The 14,250-nt window shown below is 69.8% G+C and carries 16 protein-coding genes; 8 read left to right on the plus strand and 8 right to left on the minus strand.

What is annotated here, in order from left to right; genetic code table 11:
• Window positions 1-79: 79 nt before the first annotated feature.
• Window positions 80-1,477, minus strand: a complete 1,398-nt coding sequence (locus tag ACWD5D_RS42125) for an IS1380 family transposase (RefSeq protein WP_451378053.1) — start codon at window positions 1,475-1,477, stop codon at window positions 80-82.
• 135 nt (window positions 1,478-1,612) lie between these two features.
• On the opposite strand from ACWD5D_RS42125, the gene ACWD5D_RS42130 reads away from it, so the two are divergent.
• The 4 genes from ACWD5D_RS42130 to ACWD5D_RS42145 all read left to right on the plus strand — a co-directional run bounded on the left by ACWD5D_RS42130 (window position 1,613) and on the right by ACWD5D_RS42145 (window position 5,393).
• Window positions 1,613-2,095, plus strand: coding sequence for a peptidoglycan-binding domain-containing protein (locus ACWD5D_RS42130; protein ID WP_451378054.1), 483 nt, complete (start codon window positions 1,613-1,615; stop codon window positions 2,093-2,095).
• A 1,029-nt stretch (window positions 2,096-3,124) separates the two neighbouring features.
• Entirely contained in the window at window positions 3,125-3,295 is a 171-nt protein-coding gene (gene rpmF, locus ACWD5D_RS42135; RefSeq protein WP_007387878.1) for a 50S ribosomal protein L32, read from the plus strand.
• A 6-nt stretch (window positions 3,296-3,301) separates the two neighbouring features.
• A complete protein-coding gene (locus tag ACWD5D_RS42140) occupies window positions 3,302-4,489 on the plus strand; it encodes a GTP-binding protein (protein WP_451378055.1) in 1,188 nt (395 codons plus the stop codon).
• Between the two features lie 118 nt (window positions 4,490-4,607).
• Window positions 4,608-5,393 carry a class I SAM-dependent methyltransferase gene (locus tag ACWD5D_RS42145; protein ID WP_451378075.1) on the plus strand — a complete coding sequence of 262 codons (786 nt, stop codon included), beginning with the start codon at window positions 4,608-4,610 and terminating at the stop codon, window positions 5,391-5,393.
• On the opposite strand, the gene rpsN is transcribed toward ACWD5D_RS42145, so the two are convergent.
• Together rpsN and rpmB are read right to left on the minus strand one after the other, a co-directional pair.
• Complete coding sequence (gene rpsN, locus ACWD5D_RS42150) at window positions 5,303-5,608, minus strand: 30S ribosomal protein S14 (protein WP_451378056.1); 306 nt, start codon at window positions 5,606-5,608, stop codon at window positions 5,303-5,305. The genes ACWD5D_RS42145 and rpsN overlap by 91 nt on opposite strands.
• On the minus strand, window positions 5,608-5,844 hold the full coding sequence (gene rpmB / locus ACWD5D_RS42155; protein ID WP_369153191.1) for a 50S ribosomal protein L28: 237 nt from the start codon (window positions 5,842-5,844) through the stop codon (window positions 5,608-5,610). Before rpmB ends, rpsN begins: the two co-directional genes overlap by 1 nt.
• A gap of 68 nt (window positions 5,845-5,912) precedes the next feature.
• On the opposite strand from rpmB, the gene rpmG reads away from it, so the two are divergent.
• From rpmG to rpsR, 4 genes are read left to right on the plus strand one after another with little or no spacing between them, the layout of a single operon-like run.
• Window positions 5,913-6,077 (plus strand): 50S ribosomal protein L33, encoded by a 165-nt coding sequence (rpmG, locus tag ACWD5D_RS42160; protein WP_129802794.1) that lies wholly within the window; start codon window positions 5,913-5,915, stop codon window positions 6,075-6,077.
• Window positions 6,078-6,120: 43 nt separating this feature from the next.
• On the plus strand, window positions 6,121-6,375 hold the full coding sequence (locus ACWD5D_RS42165; protein WP_310870305.1) for a type B 50S ribosomal protein L31: 255 nt from the start codon (window positions 6,121-6,123) through the stop codon (window positions 6,373-6,375).
• The gene (locus tag ACWD5D_RS42170; RefSeq protein WP_451378057.1) at window positions 6,375-7,529 is read left to right on the plus strand and encodes a CobW family GTP-binding protein; all 1,155 of its coding nucleotides are present in this window, start codon (window positions 6,375-6,377) and stop codon (window positions 7,527-7,529) included. The genes ACWD5D_RS42165 and ACWD5D_RS42170 overlap by 1 nt, the downstream gene beginning before the upstream one ends.
• Window positions 7,530-7,565: 36 nt before the next feature.
• Complete coding sequence (gene rpsR, locus ACWD5D_RS42175) at window positions 7,566-7,802, plus strand: 30S ribosomal protein S18 (protein WP_451378058.1); 237 nt, start codon at window positions 7,566-7,568, stop codon at window positions 7,800-7,802.
• Between the two features lie 118 nt (window positions 7,803-7,920).
• On the opposite strand, the gene ACWD5D_RS42180 is transcribed toward rpsR, so the two are convergent.
• The 5 genes from ACWD5D_RS42180 to ACWD5D_RS42200 form a co-directional block, all read right to left on the minus strand.
• Window positions 7,921-8,232: a hypothetical protein gene (locus ACWD5D_RS42180; RefSeq protein WP_451378076.1), complete on the minus strand. Its 312-nt coding sequence runs from the start codon at window positions 8,230-8,232 to the stop codon at window positions 7,921-7,923.
• Window positions 8,233-8,379: 147 nt separating this feature from the next.
• Entirely contained in the window at window positions 8,380-9,804 is a 1,425-nt protein-coding gene (locus ACWD5D_RS42185; protein ID WP_451378059.1) for a salicylate synthase, read from the minus strand.
• Between the two features lie 64 nt (window positions 9,805-9,868).
• Complete coding sequence (locus ACWD5D_RS42190; RefSeq protein WP_451378060.1) at window positions 9,869-11,626, minus strand: ABC transporter ATP-binding protein; 1,758 nt, start codon at window positions 11,624-11,626, stop codon at window positions 9,869-9,871.
• Entirely contained in the window at window positions 11,623-13,503 is a 1,881-nt protein-coding gene (locus ACWD5D_RS42195; RefSeq protein WP_451378061.1) for an ABC transporter ATP-binding protein, read from the minus strand. The genes ACWD5D_RS42190 and ACWD5D_RS42195 overlap by 4 nt, the downstream gene beginning before the upstream one ends.
• The gene (locus ACWD5D_RS42200) at window positions 13,500-14,228 is read right to left on the minus strand and encodes a class I SAM-dependent methyltransferase (RefSeq protein ID WP_451378062.1); all 729 of its coding nucleotides are present in this window, start codon (window positions 14,226-14,228) and stop codon (window positions 13,500-13,502) included. Before ACWD5D_RS42200 ends, ACWD5D_RS42195 begins: the two co-directional genes overlap by 4 nt.
• Window positions 14,229-14,250 lie beyond the last annotated feature (22 nt).

Raw genomic sequence — 14,250 nt, forward strand, 5'->3', positions numbered from 1 at the left:
TGGTATCCGCTGGTCTTCCCAGCTTTTCCACAGGTTCGGTTCCGGTTGGGCCTCTGGCGGGCGGGGTGGGCAGGGACGGTCAGGCGGGCTCAGGCGGGGCGTGGAGCGTGTCGAAGAGGTGTGTCCAGGCGTGTTGCCAGGGCCAGTTGTGCGGCAGGTGCAGGGTGATGCGCCGTGCGGAACGAGCGATCCGGGCCGGGACGTGGATCAGGTGGGCACGAAGGGTCGCGGTGGTGGCCCTGGCATGGAAGGCGGAGGCGAGCGCGCCGGTGGCACGCAGCAGGTTGTAGGTGAGGGCCCACAGGGTGAGCCAGGCGGAGTTGGCGTGGAAGTGTCCGGAGGGCAGGTGGGCGAAGGCGGAGGCTTTGCTGTCCGCGATGACCTGCTCGACGACGGCGTGGTGGCGGTGTTCCCGCTCCGCCTGGAGCGTCGGAGCGGGGTTGTCGGTGAAGAACGGGTGGTGGCGCCAGGCTGGGAACAATTCACCCTGCTCTCCCACGACGGCGGGTTTGGCCAGGTCACGGACCCGGCGCACGATCAGCCGGGCGGTGACCCGCTCTGCTTTCTTACGGCTGGCGAACGCGGTGTAGGCGGGTATCTCGGCGACTTCGGCGTCGGAGATGAGTTCTCCGGTGTCCGGGTCTGGCACCGCGGTCGGGTACGTGATCTGCTGCCATGCCTTGCCCGGGATGCTGAGGACGGCCCGTTTGATGGAGGGGTTCATACCGGTCGTGATCGAAAAGTGGGCGCCGGCCCGGCGGCAGGCGGCGATTACCCCGGCGTTGTAGAACTGGGAGTCTGCCCGCAGGATGCGGGTGCCGGTGCACCCGGCCTCGGCGGCGGTGGCCAGAGCTTCACTGACGAACTTCGGGGCGCCGCGGGAGTCGGCTGCCTTGCCGCGGCGCATCCGCACCCCGGCGATCACCGGCCGGGAGTGTGGAGTGCAGACCGTGGCCAGCAGTGGGTGGAGGGTGCGGATGCCTTTGAACCGGCCGTACTCGGCGCCCTGCTTGGTCCGGCCGTAGACGCGTTTGTGGGTGGAGTCGACATCGATGAACGCCATCTGGTCGGCCCCGGGCAGCAGCGGGGTATGCGCGGCCAACGCGGCGAGGAACCTCCGGTGCACGGCGTGGAGTTGGAGGGCATGGCCGTGGGTGAACGCGCGCAGGAAGGTGCCCAGGGTGGAGGGGGCACGGATCCCGCCGAACACGGCCGGCATCGCACCGTGCCGCAGCACGTCCAGGTCGTCGATACTGTCGGCCCCCGCGACCATCCCGGCCACGATGCTCGTGACCTTGGCGTCCGCCGCCGCACCCGCGCCGTTCCTCGCCCCGGTCAGCCTCACGTTCCCGGCCACCAGTCGGGAAAGCCCGCACCGCTCGGCCAGTCGCATCACCGGGACCAGCCCGGCCTGCGCGATCAGATTCGGGTCATCGAACGCGGCGGAGACCGCCGCCGGTGTATGGGAAACTTGCATCTCGGAAGTGCCTTGCTGATTGTGCGTGCTGGAAGCGTGAAGAACTCCCATCATCGCAGGTCACAAGGCACTTCTTCATTTTCCCGGGCGCCATCCACAGGCATCGGTCGGTGGATCGAGGCTAAGGCAGCCGCGTTGGCTTTGGCCATCGCTGTTGCCGCCGGTATCACCGTCTCAACGACGCCTGCTTCGGCCAACACAAGCCTGGGCTACGTCTCGGGCAGCGGCGACTGGACCGACGACTGGTGGGACGAGGGCCCGATCTCGGCGTCGTCGTACTCCTACAGCAACGCGGCCGCGATGTGGCAGACCATCCTCTGGGCGGACGGATACCTCTCGTACTCCGGCATCGACTGCCGGTTCGGGTCCGGGACCACGTCGGCCACCAAGAGCTGGCAAAGCAATCACGGTCTCACGGCCGACGGCATAGTCGGACCCAACACCTTGAAGAAGGCCAGCACATGGCTCTATCAATCAGGTGCCGACTACATCTACCAGGGAGTCAGCGGCCGATACATCACCTTCGACCGAGACGACTACAGCGGTGCCTGGTACATGTACATCGGCAGCGACAAGAAGGGGCTTTTCTACAACACCGCCACCTTCAGTGTGTGCTGAGCGCGGGGCCACGCTTTCGGAGAGGCCCGCGCGGACTCACTCACGCGTTCGTGCGCAGCAGGCCGCGAGATGACGTGCCGTTGATCATCGACCAGGGGCATGCGACTCGTGCAGCGATCACCAGGACCGGAACATCACCACCGGGCCCTCACCCGAATTTCTTGGGGCAAGTGTGCCGGCCAAGATTCGCGTGCACGCCCCGAAATGGGCTCGGCTGGCCCCGGCCTTCGAGCGACCGGTCGAGCCGCCCGCCCGGTTGGCCGGGCGACAGACGACGGGCGTCGATCCCCGCCGGGAAGGATCGCTGCCTTGAGCTCGACAACCGCCGAGCAAACGTCATGACGCTCCGCCAGAATCAGCGTAGGACGAGCGGCAAGACGTTTCCCCAACCGCCTCGGTGAGATAGTGGCGGGTCAGACGCCCTTTGCCGCAGGCCCGAGTCCCCCGTGCTCAAACCTGCCCCTCCCCCCGCATACCTCGGCACTCCCCACGACACAGGGTAACGACGCCAGCGCAATCAGCACACGTCAACTCGAGTCGTATAGCCCGAGCTCAAAGAACAGCCCTACCGCGCTGCTCGACAGGTTAAGCCCGACAAGTCGATTGACCCGCGCTACCTGATCCAGGACGACCACCTCACGCTCCGTCAGAAACAGCGTCCACCGAGCGTCAAGACATTTCCCGAACCCGTCTCTTACGGAGTTGAGGCAGAGCGTTCCGGACCCACGCCCACGCTGCGAAACCGCAGGTGAGACACGTGGCGGGAACCTGCAACATGCTCCACGCGGTGAACTTCGGGAAACAGGTCGAGCGCGCCCGGCCTCGCCTGAGAAACCTCTCCGGCGAGCAGCTGGTACGCCCCCCTCGCCCGGTCCGTCCGGCACCCCTCGTCAATCCGGGACAGTGGCGTGGTGCCGCCTCGGGAGGGCACCGAGCGGGATCGGCGCGGATGCATGAAGGCATTGATCGTAATGACATCCATTTTCATGTATCGTCTGCCTCGCTCACCGATCGCACCCGGAGGTCCTCATGGCCGTACCCAAACGCAAGATGTCGCGCAGCAACACCCGGCACCGTCGCGCGCAGTGGAAGGCCACGACGCCGCAGTTGGTGACGGTCACGGTGGACGGCGTGCCGTACCTCGTGCCCCAGCGGCTGGCCAAGGCGTACGAGCGCGGCCTGCTCCGCCCCGAAGGCTGACTCAGCATGAACTACGCCCCCTCGCCGCGCCTTCCCGTCACCGTCCTGTCGGGCTTTCTCGGTGCCGGCAAGACCACCCTGCTCAACCACGTCCTCACCAACCGCGAGGGCCTGCGTGTCGCCGTCATCGTCAACGACATGAGCGAGGTCAACATCGACGCCGCCCTCGTGCGCGGCGGCGAGGCCGCTTTGTCGCGCACCGAGGAACGCCTGGTCGAGATGAGCAATGGGTGCATCTGCTGCACCCTGCGCGACGACCTGCTGGAGGAAGTGGACCGGTTGGCGCGCGAGGGGCGCTTTGATTACCTCCTCATCGAGTCCTCCGGCATCTCCGAACCCATGCCGGTGGCGGCCACCTTCGCCTTCGCCCGCGACGACGGTGCCACCCTCGGCAACCTGGCCCGGCTGGACACGATGGTCACGGTCGTGGACGCCGCCAACTTCCTGCCCGAGCTGGCCGGAGGTGACGAACTGGTCGAACGGGGCCTGGACCAGTACGAGAACGACGAACGCACGGTCAGCGACCTGCTGATGGACCAGATCGAGTTCGCCGACGTCATCGTCCTCAACAAGCTCGACCTCGTCGACGCCGCGTCCGCCGACCGGCTGCGGGCCACCCTGGCACGGCTCAACCCCGCCGCCCGCGTGGTGCCGGCCGTACGAGGCCGCGTACCGGTCGGCGAGGTCCTGGGGACCGGCCGCTTCGACCTGGAGCGAGCACAACAGGCCCCGGGGTGGGTCAGAGAACTCAACGGCGACCACATTCCCGAGACGGAGGAGTACGGCATCTCCTCGACCGTTTTCCGCTCCGGAACACCCTTCCACCCTGGGCGGTTGTGGACGTTCGTGACGGAGGCACTGGACAGCGGCGCCTACGGGCAGGTCCTCAGATCCAAAGGCTTCTTCACCCTCGCCAGCCGACCCCGTGTGACGGGACTGTGGTCGCAGGCCGGTTCGGTGGCGCGCTTCGAGCCTTCCTCTGCTCGTGACACCGACAGCCCTTACGCCCAGGAACTCGTCTTCATCGGAACCCAGCTGGATGCGGAGCCGCTGCGGGCGGCCCTGACCGACTGCCTCATGCAGGAAGGCGAAGCCCCGCCCGCTTCCGACGCCTTCCCCACCTGGGACACCTACGGCTTCGACGAGAGCTGCGCGCACGAGCACGACCTCCTCACCACCGTGACGGGGCAATGAAACTCCGGGCCGGGCGGTGGTCGCAGCCACGGCACCGTCCGGCCCGGTACACACCCGCTTCGACGGTCTCCCGAGCCTCGCCGGCGCGCTGTTGCGCACCCTCCTCTTCGACCGGTGGGTGGCGGAATTCCTGTCCGCGCATCCCGACACCACCGTGGTCGAGATCGGCACCGGGCTCAACACACGCCACGAACGTGTCGACAACGGCCGCGCCCGGTGGTTCGGACTTGACCTGCCCGACGTGATCGCCCTGCGCCGGAGCTTCTTCGCGGACAGCCCCCGACGGACGATGATCGCGGCCTCGGTGACGGACGAGGCATGGGCCGCGGAGGTGGCCTCGCACGCCGCCGGGCCGTTCCTGTTCGTAGCGGAGGCCGTACTGCCCTACCTGCACGAGCCCGACGTGCGGCGGGTCATCGACCTCCTAGCGGACGGCTTCCCGGGCGCCCTGCTGGCCCTCGACACGGCCGGCCCCGGCTTCTTCGGCTCTCAGGAACAGCACGACGCCCTCAGCAAGGCCGTATGCACTGGCACTGCCCCGACCCGGCTCAATTGGCCGATTGGCGGCCGGGGACACGCGTACTGGCGTCGCACGGCCTCACCAGCCTTCCCGAATCCCAGCAGGCCCAGCTACCGCCCCCCTACCAGCAGACGGTGTCCGCAATCGCCGCGCAGCGACTCCCCCAGGCCGAGGACTACCGGCACAGACTCCTGCGCCCGCCCTGACATCCGGAGGCACGCCCCGCGGACGGTCCCGGCCGTGACTCCGCCGAGTCACGGCCGGATTCAAGGCCCGCTGTGCGAGCGACGCGACTACCAGGAGGACTTGGTGACCCCGGGCAGGAAGCCTGCGTGGGCCTGCTCACGCACTCGGACCCGCGACAGGCCGAACTTCCGAAGGTGACCGCGCGGCCGCCCGTCCACGCTGTCCCGGTTGCGCACTCGGGTAGCGCTCGCGTTGCGGGGCTGGCGCCGCAGTTCTTCCACCGCCGCCTGGCGTTCGGCGTCGGTGGAGGACGGCCGGCGGATGATCTCCTTCAGCTCCGCACGGCGGGCCGCGTACCGGTCGACGGTCGCCTTGCGCTTCTCGTTCTGCGTGATCTTGCTCTTCTTGGCCATCAGACCTTCCCCCCTCGGGCGCGGATGCGGGCCACGGCGGCCTCGATGCCGATGCTGTCGACGGTCTTGATCCCCTTCGCGCTGAGCGTCAGCCGGACGTACCGCCCCTCGCTGGGCAGCCAGTAGCGCTTGCGCTGAATGTTGGGGTCGAAGCGGCGCGAGGTGCGCCGATGCGAGTGGGAGATGGTGTTGCCGAAGCCCGGCTGAGCGCCGGTCAGTTGGCAGTGGGCGGACAAGGATCTACCTGCCTCTCGTCGGTCGACTAGTTTTTGGTAATGGAAACCATTCCCATATAGTACCCCTCATGGCTCGCAACGAGGTACGCCCGATCATCAAGCTCCGGTCCACCGCGGGAACCGGCTACACGTACGTCACCCGCAAGAACCGCCGCAACGACCCCGACCGCATGGTGCTGCGCAAGTACGACCCGATCGCCCGGCGCCACGTCGACTTCCGCGAGGAACGCTGACCTCCCGCCGCTCCGCCGCGACCCTCGATCTCAAGGACGCCCCATGAAGCCCGGAATCCACCCCGCTTACGGTCCCGTCGTCTTCCGCGACCGCGCCGCGAACTACGCGTTTCTCACCCGCTCCACCATGACCAGCGACAAGACCATCGACTGGGAGGACGGCAACACCTACCCGGTGGTCGACGTCGAGATATCGAACGTCAGCCACCCCTTCTACACGGGGACCGCCCGGGTCCTGGACACCGCCGGGCGAGTGGAGCGTTTCGAGCGCCGATACGGTCGGCGGGGAGCCAACTGATGCGGGACGAGGCCGGACTTCCCGTCGTCATCGTCGCCGGGCTTCACTCCGAGGCACGCCGGAAGGTCGTGGACCACCTCCTGCGCCTCGTACCCGACAGCGTCGCCCTCCACCACGACCTGTCCACGGCGGCCGACGGCACCGTTTCGCGCCAGGTGCGCGACGCTTCGGGTGAGCTGTCCCGAGGCGACGCCCCGCTGGTCAACGACTGCGCCTGCTGCGCGCTGCGCGAAGACCTGGTCCCCGAGCTGGAACGGCTCGCCGACGCCGGCCTCACCCGGCTCGCCGTCGTCGAACTGTGGGACTCCGTCGAACCCAAGGGGATGGCCGAAGTCGTCGTCCACCACGGCGGCGACGCGGTCCGGCTCACCAACGTGATCACGGCCGTGGACCCGGCTCTCGTACTCCCCTGTCTCGGCAACGGCGACGACCTGGCCGAGGTGGGCCTCGCGGCCGCAGCCGGTGACCAGCGCACAGTCGGCGACACCTGGGCCAGGCAACTGGAGTACGCCCCCGTCCTCGCCGTCGTGGAGAGCGAGGGCGCCGACGACGAGGATCGGGCGCTCCTCACCCAACTCCATCCCGTCGCCCGCCAGGTGAGCGCCGACTCCGCGGAGCTCGAACGGCTGGCTTTCGCCGGCTTCGACGCCGAAGCGGCCGCCGCAGCCCAGCACCCGGCCTGCGCCCTGCTGCCCCAGGAAGCCGACGAGGCAGGCGTCACCACCTTCGTCTGGCGCCGGCACCGCCCGTTTCACCCCGAACGCCTCTACCAGGCGCTGGAAGACCTCTGCTGTGCCGCCGCCCGCAGCCGCGGACGGTTCTGGCTCGCCGACCGCCACGACACCCTGCTCGCTTGGGACGCCGCAGGCGGAGCCCTGTGCGTGGAGAGCGCCGGCCCGTGGCTCGCCTCCCTGCCGGACGCCGCCTGGGAGATGGTCCCGCCTGTGCGCCGAGCCGCCGCCGCGCTGGACTGGCACCCCGAGCACGGCGACCGCTGCCAGCACCTCGTCTTCACCTCACCCGGCCTGGACCGCGACGGGCTCGCGCGGGTGCTGGAGTCCTGCCTGCTCACCGACGCCGAGTACGCCGCAGGCCCCGAAGCATGGAAACAACTCCCGGCCGCGTTCGACTCCCTCCTCGACCCCGTCGCGTGATACCGGCCCCATCCACCCCATCACAGAAGGAGCACCATGCCCCCCCGCCAAGGCCCCCGCAAGCCGCTGAAGTCCCGCCCCAACCCGCTGGACGCGGCCGGGATCACCTACATCGACTACAAGGACAGCGATCTGCTGCGGAAGTTCATCTCCGACCGCGGCAAGATCCGCAGCCGCCGCGTCACCCGCGTCACGGCCCAGCAGCAACGGCAGATCGCCACGGCGATCAAGAACGCCCGTGAGATGGCGCTCCTTCCGTACTCGAGCCGGTGAGAAGCGACTGATCACCCCCTGCGCAAGCCTTTTCTGCAGGGAATTCGAAAGCACACAGAATGCACCCCTAGGAGTAGGGGTGCATTCTGTGTTTCTCGGAGGGGTGCGCGCGAAGCAGTCAGTGGTCGTCCCAGTGGCCCTCGTGAGCCGCGTGACGGTGGCCGTCGTGCACGTAGTCCATGTGGTCACCGTGAGGAACCGCCACATGCCCACAGTCCTCACCGTGCACGTGGGCGTGCTCGGCGTGCTCCCGGTGCTCGCCAACCTCGCACTCATCCGCGTGACCGTCGTGCTCACGGTGCAGATGCCCGTCGTGTACGTAGTCGACGTGATCGTCGTGAGGGACTGCCACGTGGCCGCATCCCTCTCCGTGCGCATGGTCGTGTCCTGGATGCGGCTGATGTTGCAAGGATGTCGCCACTTCACTCATCTCCATGAATTCAGACCACCGTCCATTCGCGACGGCAGCTTCCAGCGTCCTCCCTGTTTTCTACTCTCGCGGACAAGGCTGTCATGGAGAACACACATCGGCAAACAGGCTAATTGCACAGCGTGCTGTCGATAATGATTTTCGGTGCTATATCAGAGAATGCATTTCACGAACGGCGAACCTCAGGTGCGGGGCGACGCTGCGGAGCTTCTCGCAGGTCTCCTCGATCTCGCGTTCGGGGCTGGACTGGGCGGTGACTCCCGCGCCCGCGCGCAGCCATGTCTCGTCGCCCTCACCGATGAGCGTCCGCAGGACGAGCGCGGCGTCGAGGGCGCCGCCGGTGCTCCCCCGGAAGACCGCGCCGCCGTACAGGCCGCGGGGCCCCTCCTCGTGGCGGGCCAGGGCCTGGAGGGCGGAGCGCTTGGAGACACCGGTGGCGGTGATGGCGGGGAAAAGGGAGGCGAAGGCGTACCACGGTCCGGCGTCGGGCCGCAGCCGGCCTGTCACCCGCGAGGCGAGGTGCTGCACCGAACCGCGCGGCCGGACCGCCATGAACTCCTCGACCGTGACGGAACCGCGCCGGCACACCAAGGACATCTCGTCCCAGGCCAGGCGTACGGACACGGCGTGCTCGTGTATCTCCTTGGGGTCGGTGAGCAGTTCCGCACGGAGGCGCTCGTTCTCCGCCGGGTCCGTCCCGCGTGCGCGGGTGCCCGCGAGCGGCTGGGTGCTGACACGGCCGTCCTCCCCGACCTCCAGGACGGTCTCCGGGCTGAACCCTGCCGCCCGATAGCCGCCGAGATTCAGCAGGTAGGAACGGGCCGGGGTGTTGGACCGGCGGCCCGCGAGATAGGTCGCGGGGAAGTCCACAAGTGGTCCGGCGGGCAACGGAACCTTCCGGGAGACGACGGCCTTCTCCAGGAGCCCGGTGCGGATGTCCTCGACCGTTCGGGACACCGCGCTGCCGTAAGCGGCGGTGCCTGCCGCGATGATCCGCTCGATCACCTCCGGAGTCGTCCCGTGGGGTGGGAACTGTCGGGTCGTTGGCTCCGCCAGCAGGTCGGCGACCTTGCGGAGCCACGCCTCGTCCACCGCGCGGACCACGGTCCGGTCGCCGGTGAGGGTCACCTCGACGGACGGGATCAGTGCATGCAGCAGAGGTCCGTCACCGGTGGCCGCAGGGTCAGCGTGGAGGAGGTGGGCGAGTTCGAAGGCCGCCCAGCCGTAGAAGTGACGTCCGCCGTCGTGCGCGCCGTGCGTCGCGGACAGAGCACTCAGTGCGGCGGCGAACACCGTCAGCGGCCTGCCGTCGGCGGGGGAGGTCCAGGTCCGCCCCGTCGCTCGCGCGGTGATGCCGGTCGCGTGCGCGGTGAGGCTCACGGCGGAGCCAGCCGCGAAGTGCCAGGCACCGCCTGCTGCCTCGTAGACCATGTACTGGTCGGCGAGAGCGGCTTGGGCGAGGCGGGTGGCGGTGGCCGCGGGGTCGTGGCAGGGCTCCAGGGTGATCGAGCGCGCGAGTGGTGGGACGGAACCCGCCCATGCGTCCCAGGTGTTCCTCAGGCCAGTGCTCATCGTGTCGTGCCTTCCCTCTGACGCTGCGGGTGTGTCCGGTGGATCGCTGGTGCCGGGTGCGGGGTCATGACCGTGCCGCCTCCAGCCGCCAGCCGTGAGCCCGGGCCCGCCGCTGCCAGAAGGCCGCGTACGTGCCGCCTGCCGTGACCAGGTCGTCGTGCGTGCCTCGCTCGGTGATCTCGCCGTCCTCCAGGACCAGGATCTGGTCCGCGTACACGACGGTGCTCAGCCGGTGCGCGATGACCAGCAGCGTCTTGCGGTTGGCCAGGGTGCGCACGGCCTCGGCGAACAACGCCTCGTTCTCCTGGTCGAGTGCGGCGGTGGCCTCGTCGAGGATGAGGACCGGAGCGTCCTTCAGCAGTGCGCGGGCGATGGACACGCGCTGGCGCTGTCCGCCGGACAGCCGCGCGCCTCCCTCCCCCACCTTGGTGTCCCAGCCGTCGGGCAGCTCCGCGATCACCCGGTCGAGCCCGGACAGGGCCGCGGCCGTGCCCAGTTCGTCCGGGGCGGCGTCCGGGGCCGCGATCCTGACGTTCTCCTCGATGGTTCCGTCGAAGAGGTAGACGTCCTGGAAGACGAGGGAGACATGGGCGGCCAGGTCGTCGGCGGCGATCTCGCGGACGTCGACCCCGCCGATGCGGACGGTGCCCTCCGTGGTGTCCCGGAAGCGGGCGATCAGCGCGGCGACCGTGGTCTTGCCGGCGCCGGAGGGCCCCACCAGGGCGGTCATGCTGCGCTCGGGCAGGCGGAAGGTCACGTCGTTCAGGACCGGGCGTGCCAAAGCTCCGTCGGCCGTCCCGTCGTCGTAGCGGAAGCCGACCCCGGTGAACTCAACGCTCGCGTCGCGGGGTGCCTTCGGCTCGGCGGGCTGGGGGAACGGCGGTTCGTCGAGGACTGCGCCGAGCCGTTCCAGGGTGTTGCGGGCGATGCGCATGCCCGCGCCGGCCTCGGCGGCGGACGACACGCTGTCGATGAGGCGGACCAGCAGGACCAGGAGCGCCAGCAGGGTGGGCACGGTGAGCGACCCGTCGAGCTGCCAGGACACCCCGAGTGCGAGCAGCAGGGCGAACGCGAGCCGGGTGGCGACGGTGAAGGAGACCAGGCCGGGCAGACCGCGCGCGATGAGCCGCCGATCGGCGCGCGCCTCGGCCACCAGGGCGTCGTCCAGCGCTCCGTAACCCTCCGCGGTCCGGCCGAACGCCCGCAGGACCGGCTGGTTGCGTGTGTACTCCAGCACCCGGTCGGCGGATTCGCCGATCGCGGCGTCGCGGCCGAGGTCGAGTCGGCGCATCAGCGAAGCGCTGGCCTGCTGGACGGCGTACAGCACGGGCGCGCAGACCAAGAGCACCAGGGCGGTGCGGACGTCGAGGAAGAAGGTGGCGATGACCAGCGTCGCCGGGGTGAGGAGGGAGTTGATGAACGGGCGCAGCAGGTGGGCCGGTGTGCTCATCACCTGGATGACGTTCTGTCCGGCAAGCCTGCTGAACTCGGCCGTGCGGCCGGCGGTGAACCAGCCGAGGGGCAGGCGCAGGGCCTGGTCGGCCATCCGGCGGTGCAGCACCCGGGAGAGCTGGGAGCCGACGGTGAACCCGCCGCTCAGGGCGGCGCCCTGGAGCGCCGCGTAGGCGAGTACGCAGCCGGTGAACGCCGTCAGCCAGGGCCAGACGTCGTCGGGGTCCGTGCCGAGCAGGGCCTTGAGGACGGGCACGAGGAGGGCGAAGGCGGCGCCCTGGAGGACGGCCGCGCCGGACTGGAAGACCAGCAGCCGGTTCAGTGGGCGGGAGCCCTCCGGTCCCAGGACACGGTAGAGCTGACGGATCATCGTGCACTTCCTTCTCGGATGTCGTCCGCCGCGCGGTCGGCCCCCACGGGTGCGGGCCGGTGGTGCGGTATGCCGTCGCTCTCGTCCGGGCCCGCGGGCCGTTGGGCCTCCCACAGCGCGGCGTAGCGGCCCTGTGCGGCCAGCAGGTCGTCGTGGCGGCCCTGTTCGGTGACGCGTCCGTCCTCCAGCACCACGATCCGGTCGGCGGAGCGGACGGTCGACAGCCGGTGGGCGATGACGAGGAGGGTGCGGCCGACCGCGAGCGCGGACAGCGCGTCCTGGATCAGTGCCTCGGAGTGCGGGTCGGCGTACGCGGTCGCCTCGTCGAGGACGAGGACGGGGGCGTCGGCGAGCAGCGCCCTCGCGATGGAGAGGCGTTGGGCCTCACCGCCGGAGAGGGTGACGGCTGTGCCGAGTTCGGTGGCGTAGCCGTTGGGCAGGGTCATGACGCGGTCGTGGATGCGGGCGGCACGGGCACACCGCTCGACCTCCTCGTCGGTGGCGTCGGGGCGGCCGAGGCGGATGTTGTCGGCGACGCTCGCCCGCAGCAGCCGTACGTCCTGGAGGACGAAGCCGACCCGGCGGTACAGCTCGGTCGCGGGGATGTCGCGGAGGTCGACGCCGCCGAGGGTCACCGTGCCGGCCGTGACGTCGTGGAAGCGGGGCAGCAGAGACGCCAGGGTGGACTTGCCGGAGCCGGAGGGGCCTACCAGCGCGGTGACCGTGCCGGGCGCGAGGTCGAGGTCGACGCCGCTGAGGACGTCGGTCTGCCCGTCGTAGGAGAAGGACACCCCGCGCATCGAAATGTGGCGGCCGTCGGGCAGGGCGGGGTTCGCGGGCTCGGGGAGTGTAGGGGCGTGCAGCAGTGTCGTGATGCGTACGGCGGCGGCCTGGCCGGCCCGGATCTGCTGGATGCGGGGGCCCACAACACCCATGGGGGCGGCGACGGCGGCGCCGAGCAGGAGGAAGGGGACGAGTTCGGCGCCGGTCATCCAGTCCTGGGTGACGAGCACCGCGCCCAGCACGGACAGGAGCAGCAGGACCACGGCCGGTGCGACCACCAGGATCGCGGCGGTGGAGCTGACCAGGGTGGACCGGACCCAGCCAGAGAAGAAGTCGGCGAAGCCCTCGGTCGCGCGGACGAAACGCTCGTGGGCCTTGCGCCCGCGCCCGAAGCTCTTGAACACGGCGATGCCGGACGCGAACTCCACGGCGGCGGCGGAGATCCGGCCCAACGCGGCACCGAACTCGGCCATTTGTGCCGCCGCACCCGCCATGGCCCGGCTGAACAGGAACACGCCCAGCAGCAAGGGCACCACGCTGACGAAGGCGAGACGCCAGTCGACCGTGAACAGGTAAGCCAGTGCCAGCACCGGGGCGGTGAGGACCGCGACGACGTCGAGCAGCGTGTGGGCGAACAGCGTGTGCAGCGCGCTCACGTCGTCCTGCACGGCCTGCTTGACCTCGCTGGTGCCCCGGTCGGTGAGCCGGCCGAGCGGCATCTGTCCGATGTGCCGGGCGAGCCGACGGCGGAGGGTGAGCTGGAGGTCGTTGTCGGCGATGTGGGCGAGGGCGCCGGCCGCCGTGCCGCACACCAAGGCGACGAAGCCCGACGAGCAGGCCAGGACTACCAGCGGCCAGAGTGCGTCACCGTCGGCCGGGAACTCGCCGGTGAGGCGCTCGGCGATGTGGGAGACGGCGATGAAGGGGGCCACTCCGGCGAGGGCGGCGACGGCTTGGAGGCCCATGGCGAACGCCAGTCGCCTGCGGACGGGCTCGGCGAGCGCGCGCAGCGGGGACGGGGTGACGTGGGTGCCAGTGCCGCCGGCAGCGGCGTCCGGGGCTGCCGGGCCGGGCTCGGGCGGTTGTGACTTCACTTGACGAGTACTCCGATTTCGGGGATGGGCCTGCCGCCCGCCTCAGTGATGCGGCGGCTGGTCATGCCGGCCTCGCGGGCCAGCCGGGCGACGTCAAAGGTGTGCCAGTCGTAGGTGTCGGAAACCTCGCGCACGGTGCGGCCGTCGCGCAGCACCTTCCAGGTGGTGGTGAACCGCATGGCGTCGCCCTCGGTGGGTTCGCCGCCGATCCACCACTCGTACGTCTGGCGTCCGATGGTCTCCCTGAGGGACATCACGGGTGGGATGACGCGGGGCGAGGACACTCCCATCAGCTCCACGACGATGGGCGCCCCGTCCGGAAGGCGGTCCGCGAGCCGTTTCCACAGCCCCACGCGTTCGGGGACGGTGAGATGACCGGCCACGCCGAAGATGACGACGGCGGAGAGCCGTTCGGGCAGGACGAGGTCCTGGGCGGCCCCGTCCACTACGGTCACGCGCCTGCGTAGGTCCGGGTCGCGGGCGACCCGGGAGGTGAGCATGGCGCGCATGGTGGCCGACGGCTCGGCCGCGAGGATCTCCGCCTCGGGCAGGGCGGAGGCGATGACCTCCGTCACACGTCCGGTGCCCGCGCCGATTTCCAGGACGGGTCCGTGGGACACATCCAGGCCCGCGAGAACGCGGGTCAGCGGGGGGCCGCTGCTGGCGGTGTGCCGGGTGGCGACCAGCTCGTAGAACTCGGCCGAGGTCGAGTAGTAGTCGATCACGACGTCCTCCGGGTGGGGGCGG

The organism is Streptomyces sp. NPDC002520 (assembly GCF_053595235.1).

Coding starts and splice junctions, on each gene's coding strand:
- ACWD5D_RS42125 (WP_451378053.1), bottom strand. CDS start 1,477: ATGCAAGTTTCCCATACACCGGCGGCGGTCTCCGCCGCGTTCGATGAC.
- rpmF (WP_007387878.1), top strand. CDS start 3,125: ATGGCCGTACCCAAACGCAAGATGTCGCGCAGCAACACCCGGCACCGT.
- ACWD5D_RS42140 (WP_451378055.1), top strand. CDS start 3,302: ATGAACTACGCCCCCTCGCCGCGCCTTCCCGTCACCGTCCTGTCGGGC.
- rpsN (WP_451378056.1), bottom strand. CDS start 5,608: ATGGCCAAGAAGAGCAAGATCACGCAGAACGAGAAGCGCAAGGCGACC.
- rpmG (WP_129802794.1), top strand. CDS start 5,913: ATGGCTCGCAACGAGGTACGCCCGATCATCAAGCTCCGGTCCACCGCG.
- ACWD5D_RS42165 (WP_310870305.1), top strand. CDS start 6,121: ATGAAGCCCGGAATCCACCCCGCTTACGGTCCCGTCGTCTTCCGCGAC.
- ACWD5D_RS42170 (WP_451378057.1), top strand. CDS start 6,375: ATGCGGGACGAGGCCGGACTTCCCGTCGTCATCGTCGCCGGGCTTCAC.
- rpsR (WP_451378058.1), top strand. CDS start 7,566: ATGCCCCCCCGCCAAGGCCCCCGCAAGCCGCTGAAGTCCCGCCCCAAC.
- ACWD5D_RS42180 (WP_451378076.1), bottom strand. CDS start 8,232: ATGAGTGAAGTGGCGACATCCTTGCAACATCAGCCGCATCCAGGACAC.
- ACWD5D_RS42185 (WP_451378059.1), bottom strand. CDS start 9,804: ATGAGCACTGGCCTGAGGAACACCTGGGACGCATGGGCGGGTTCCGTC.
- ACWD5D_RS42190 (WP_451378060.1), bottom strand. CDS start 11,626: ATGATCCGTCAGCTCTACCGTGTCCTGGGACCGGAGGGCTCCCGCCCA.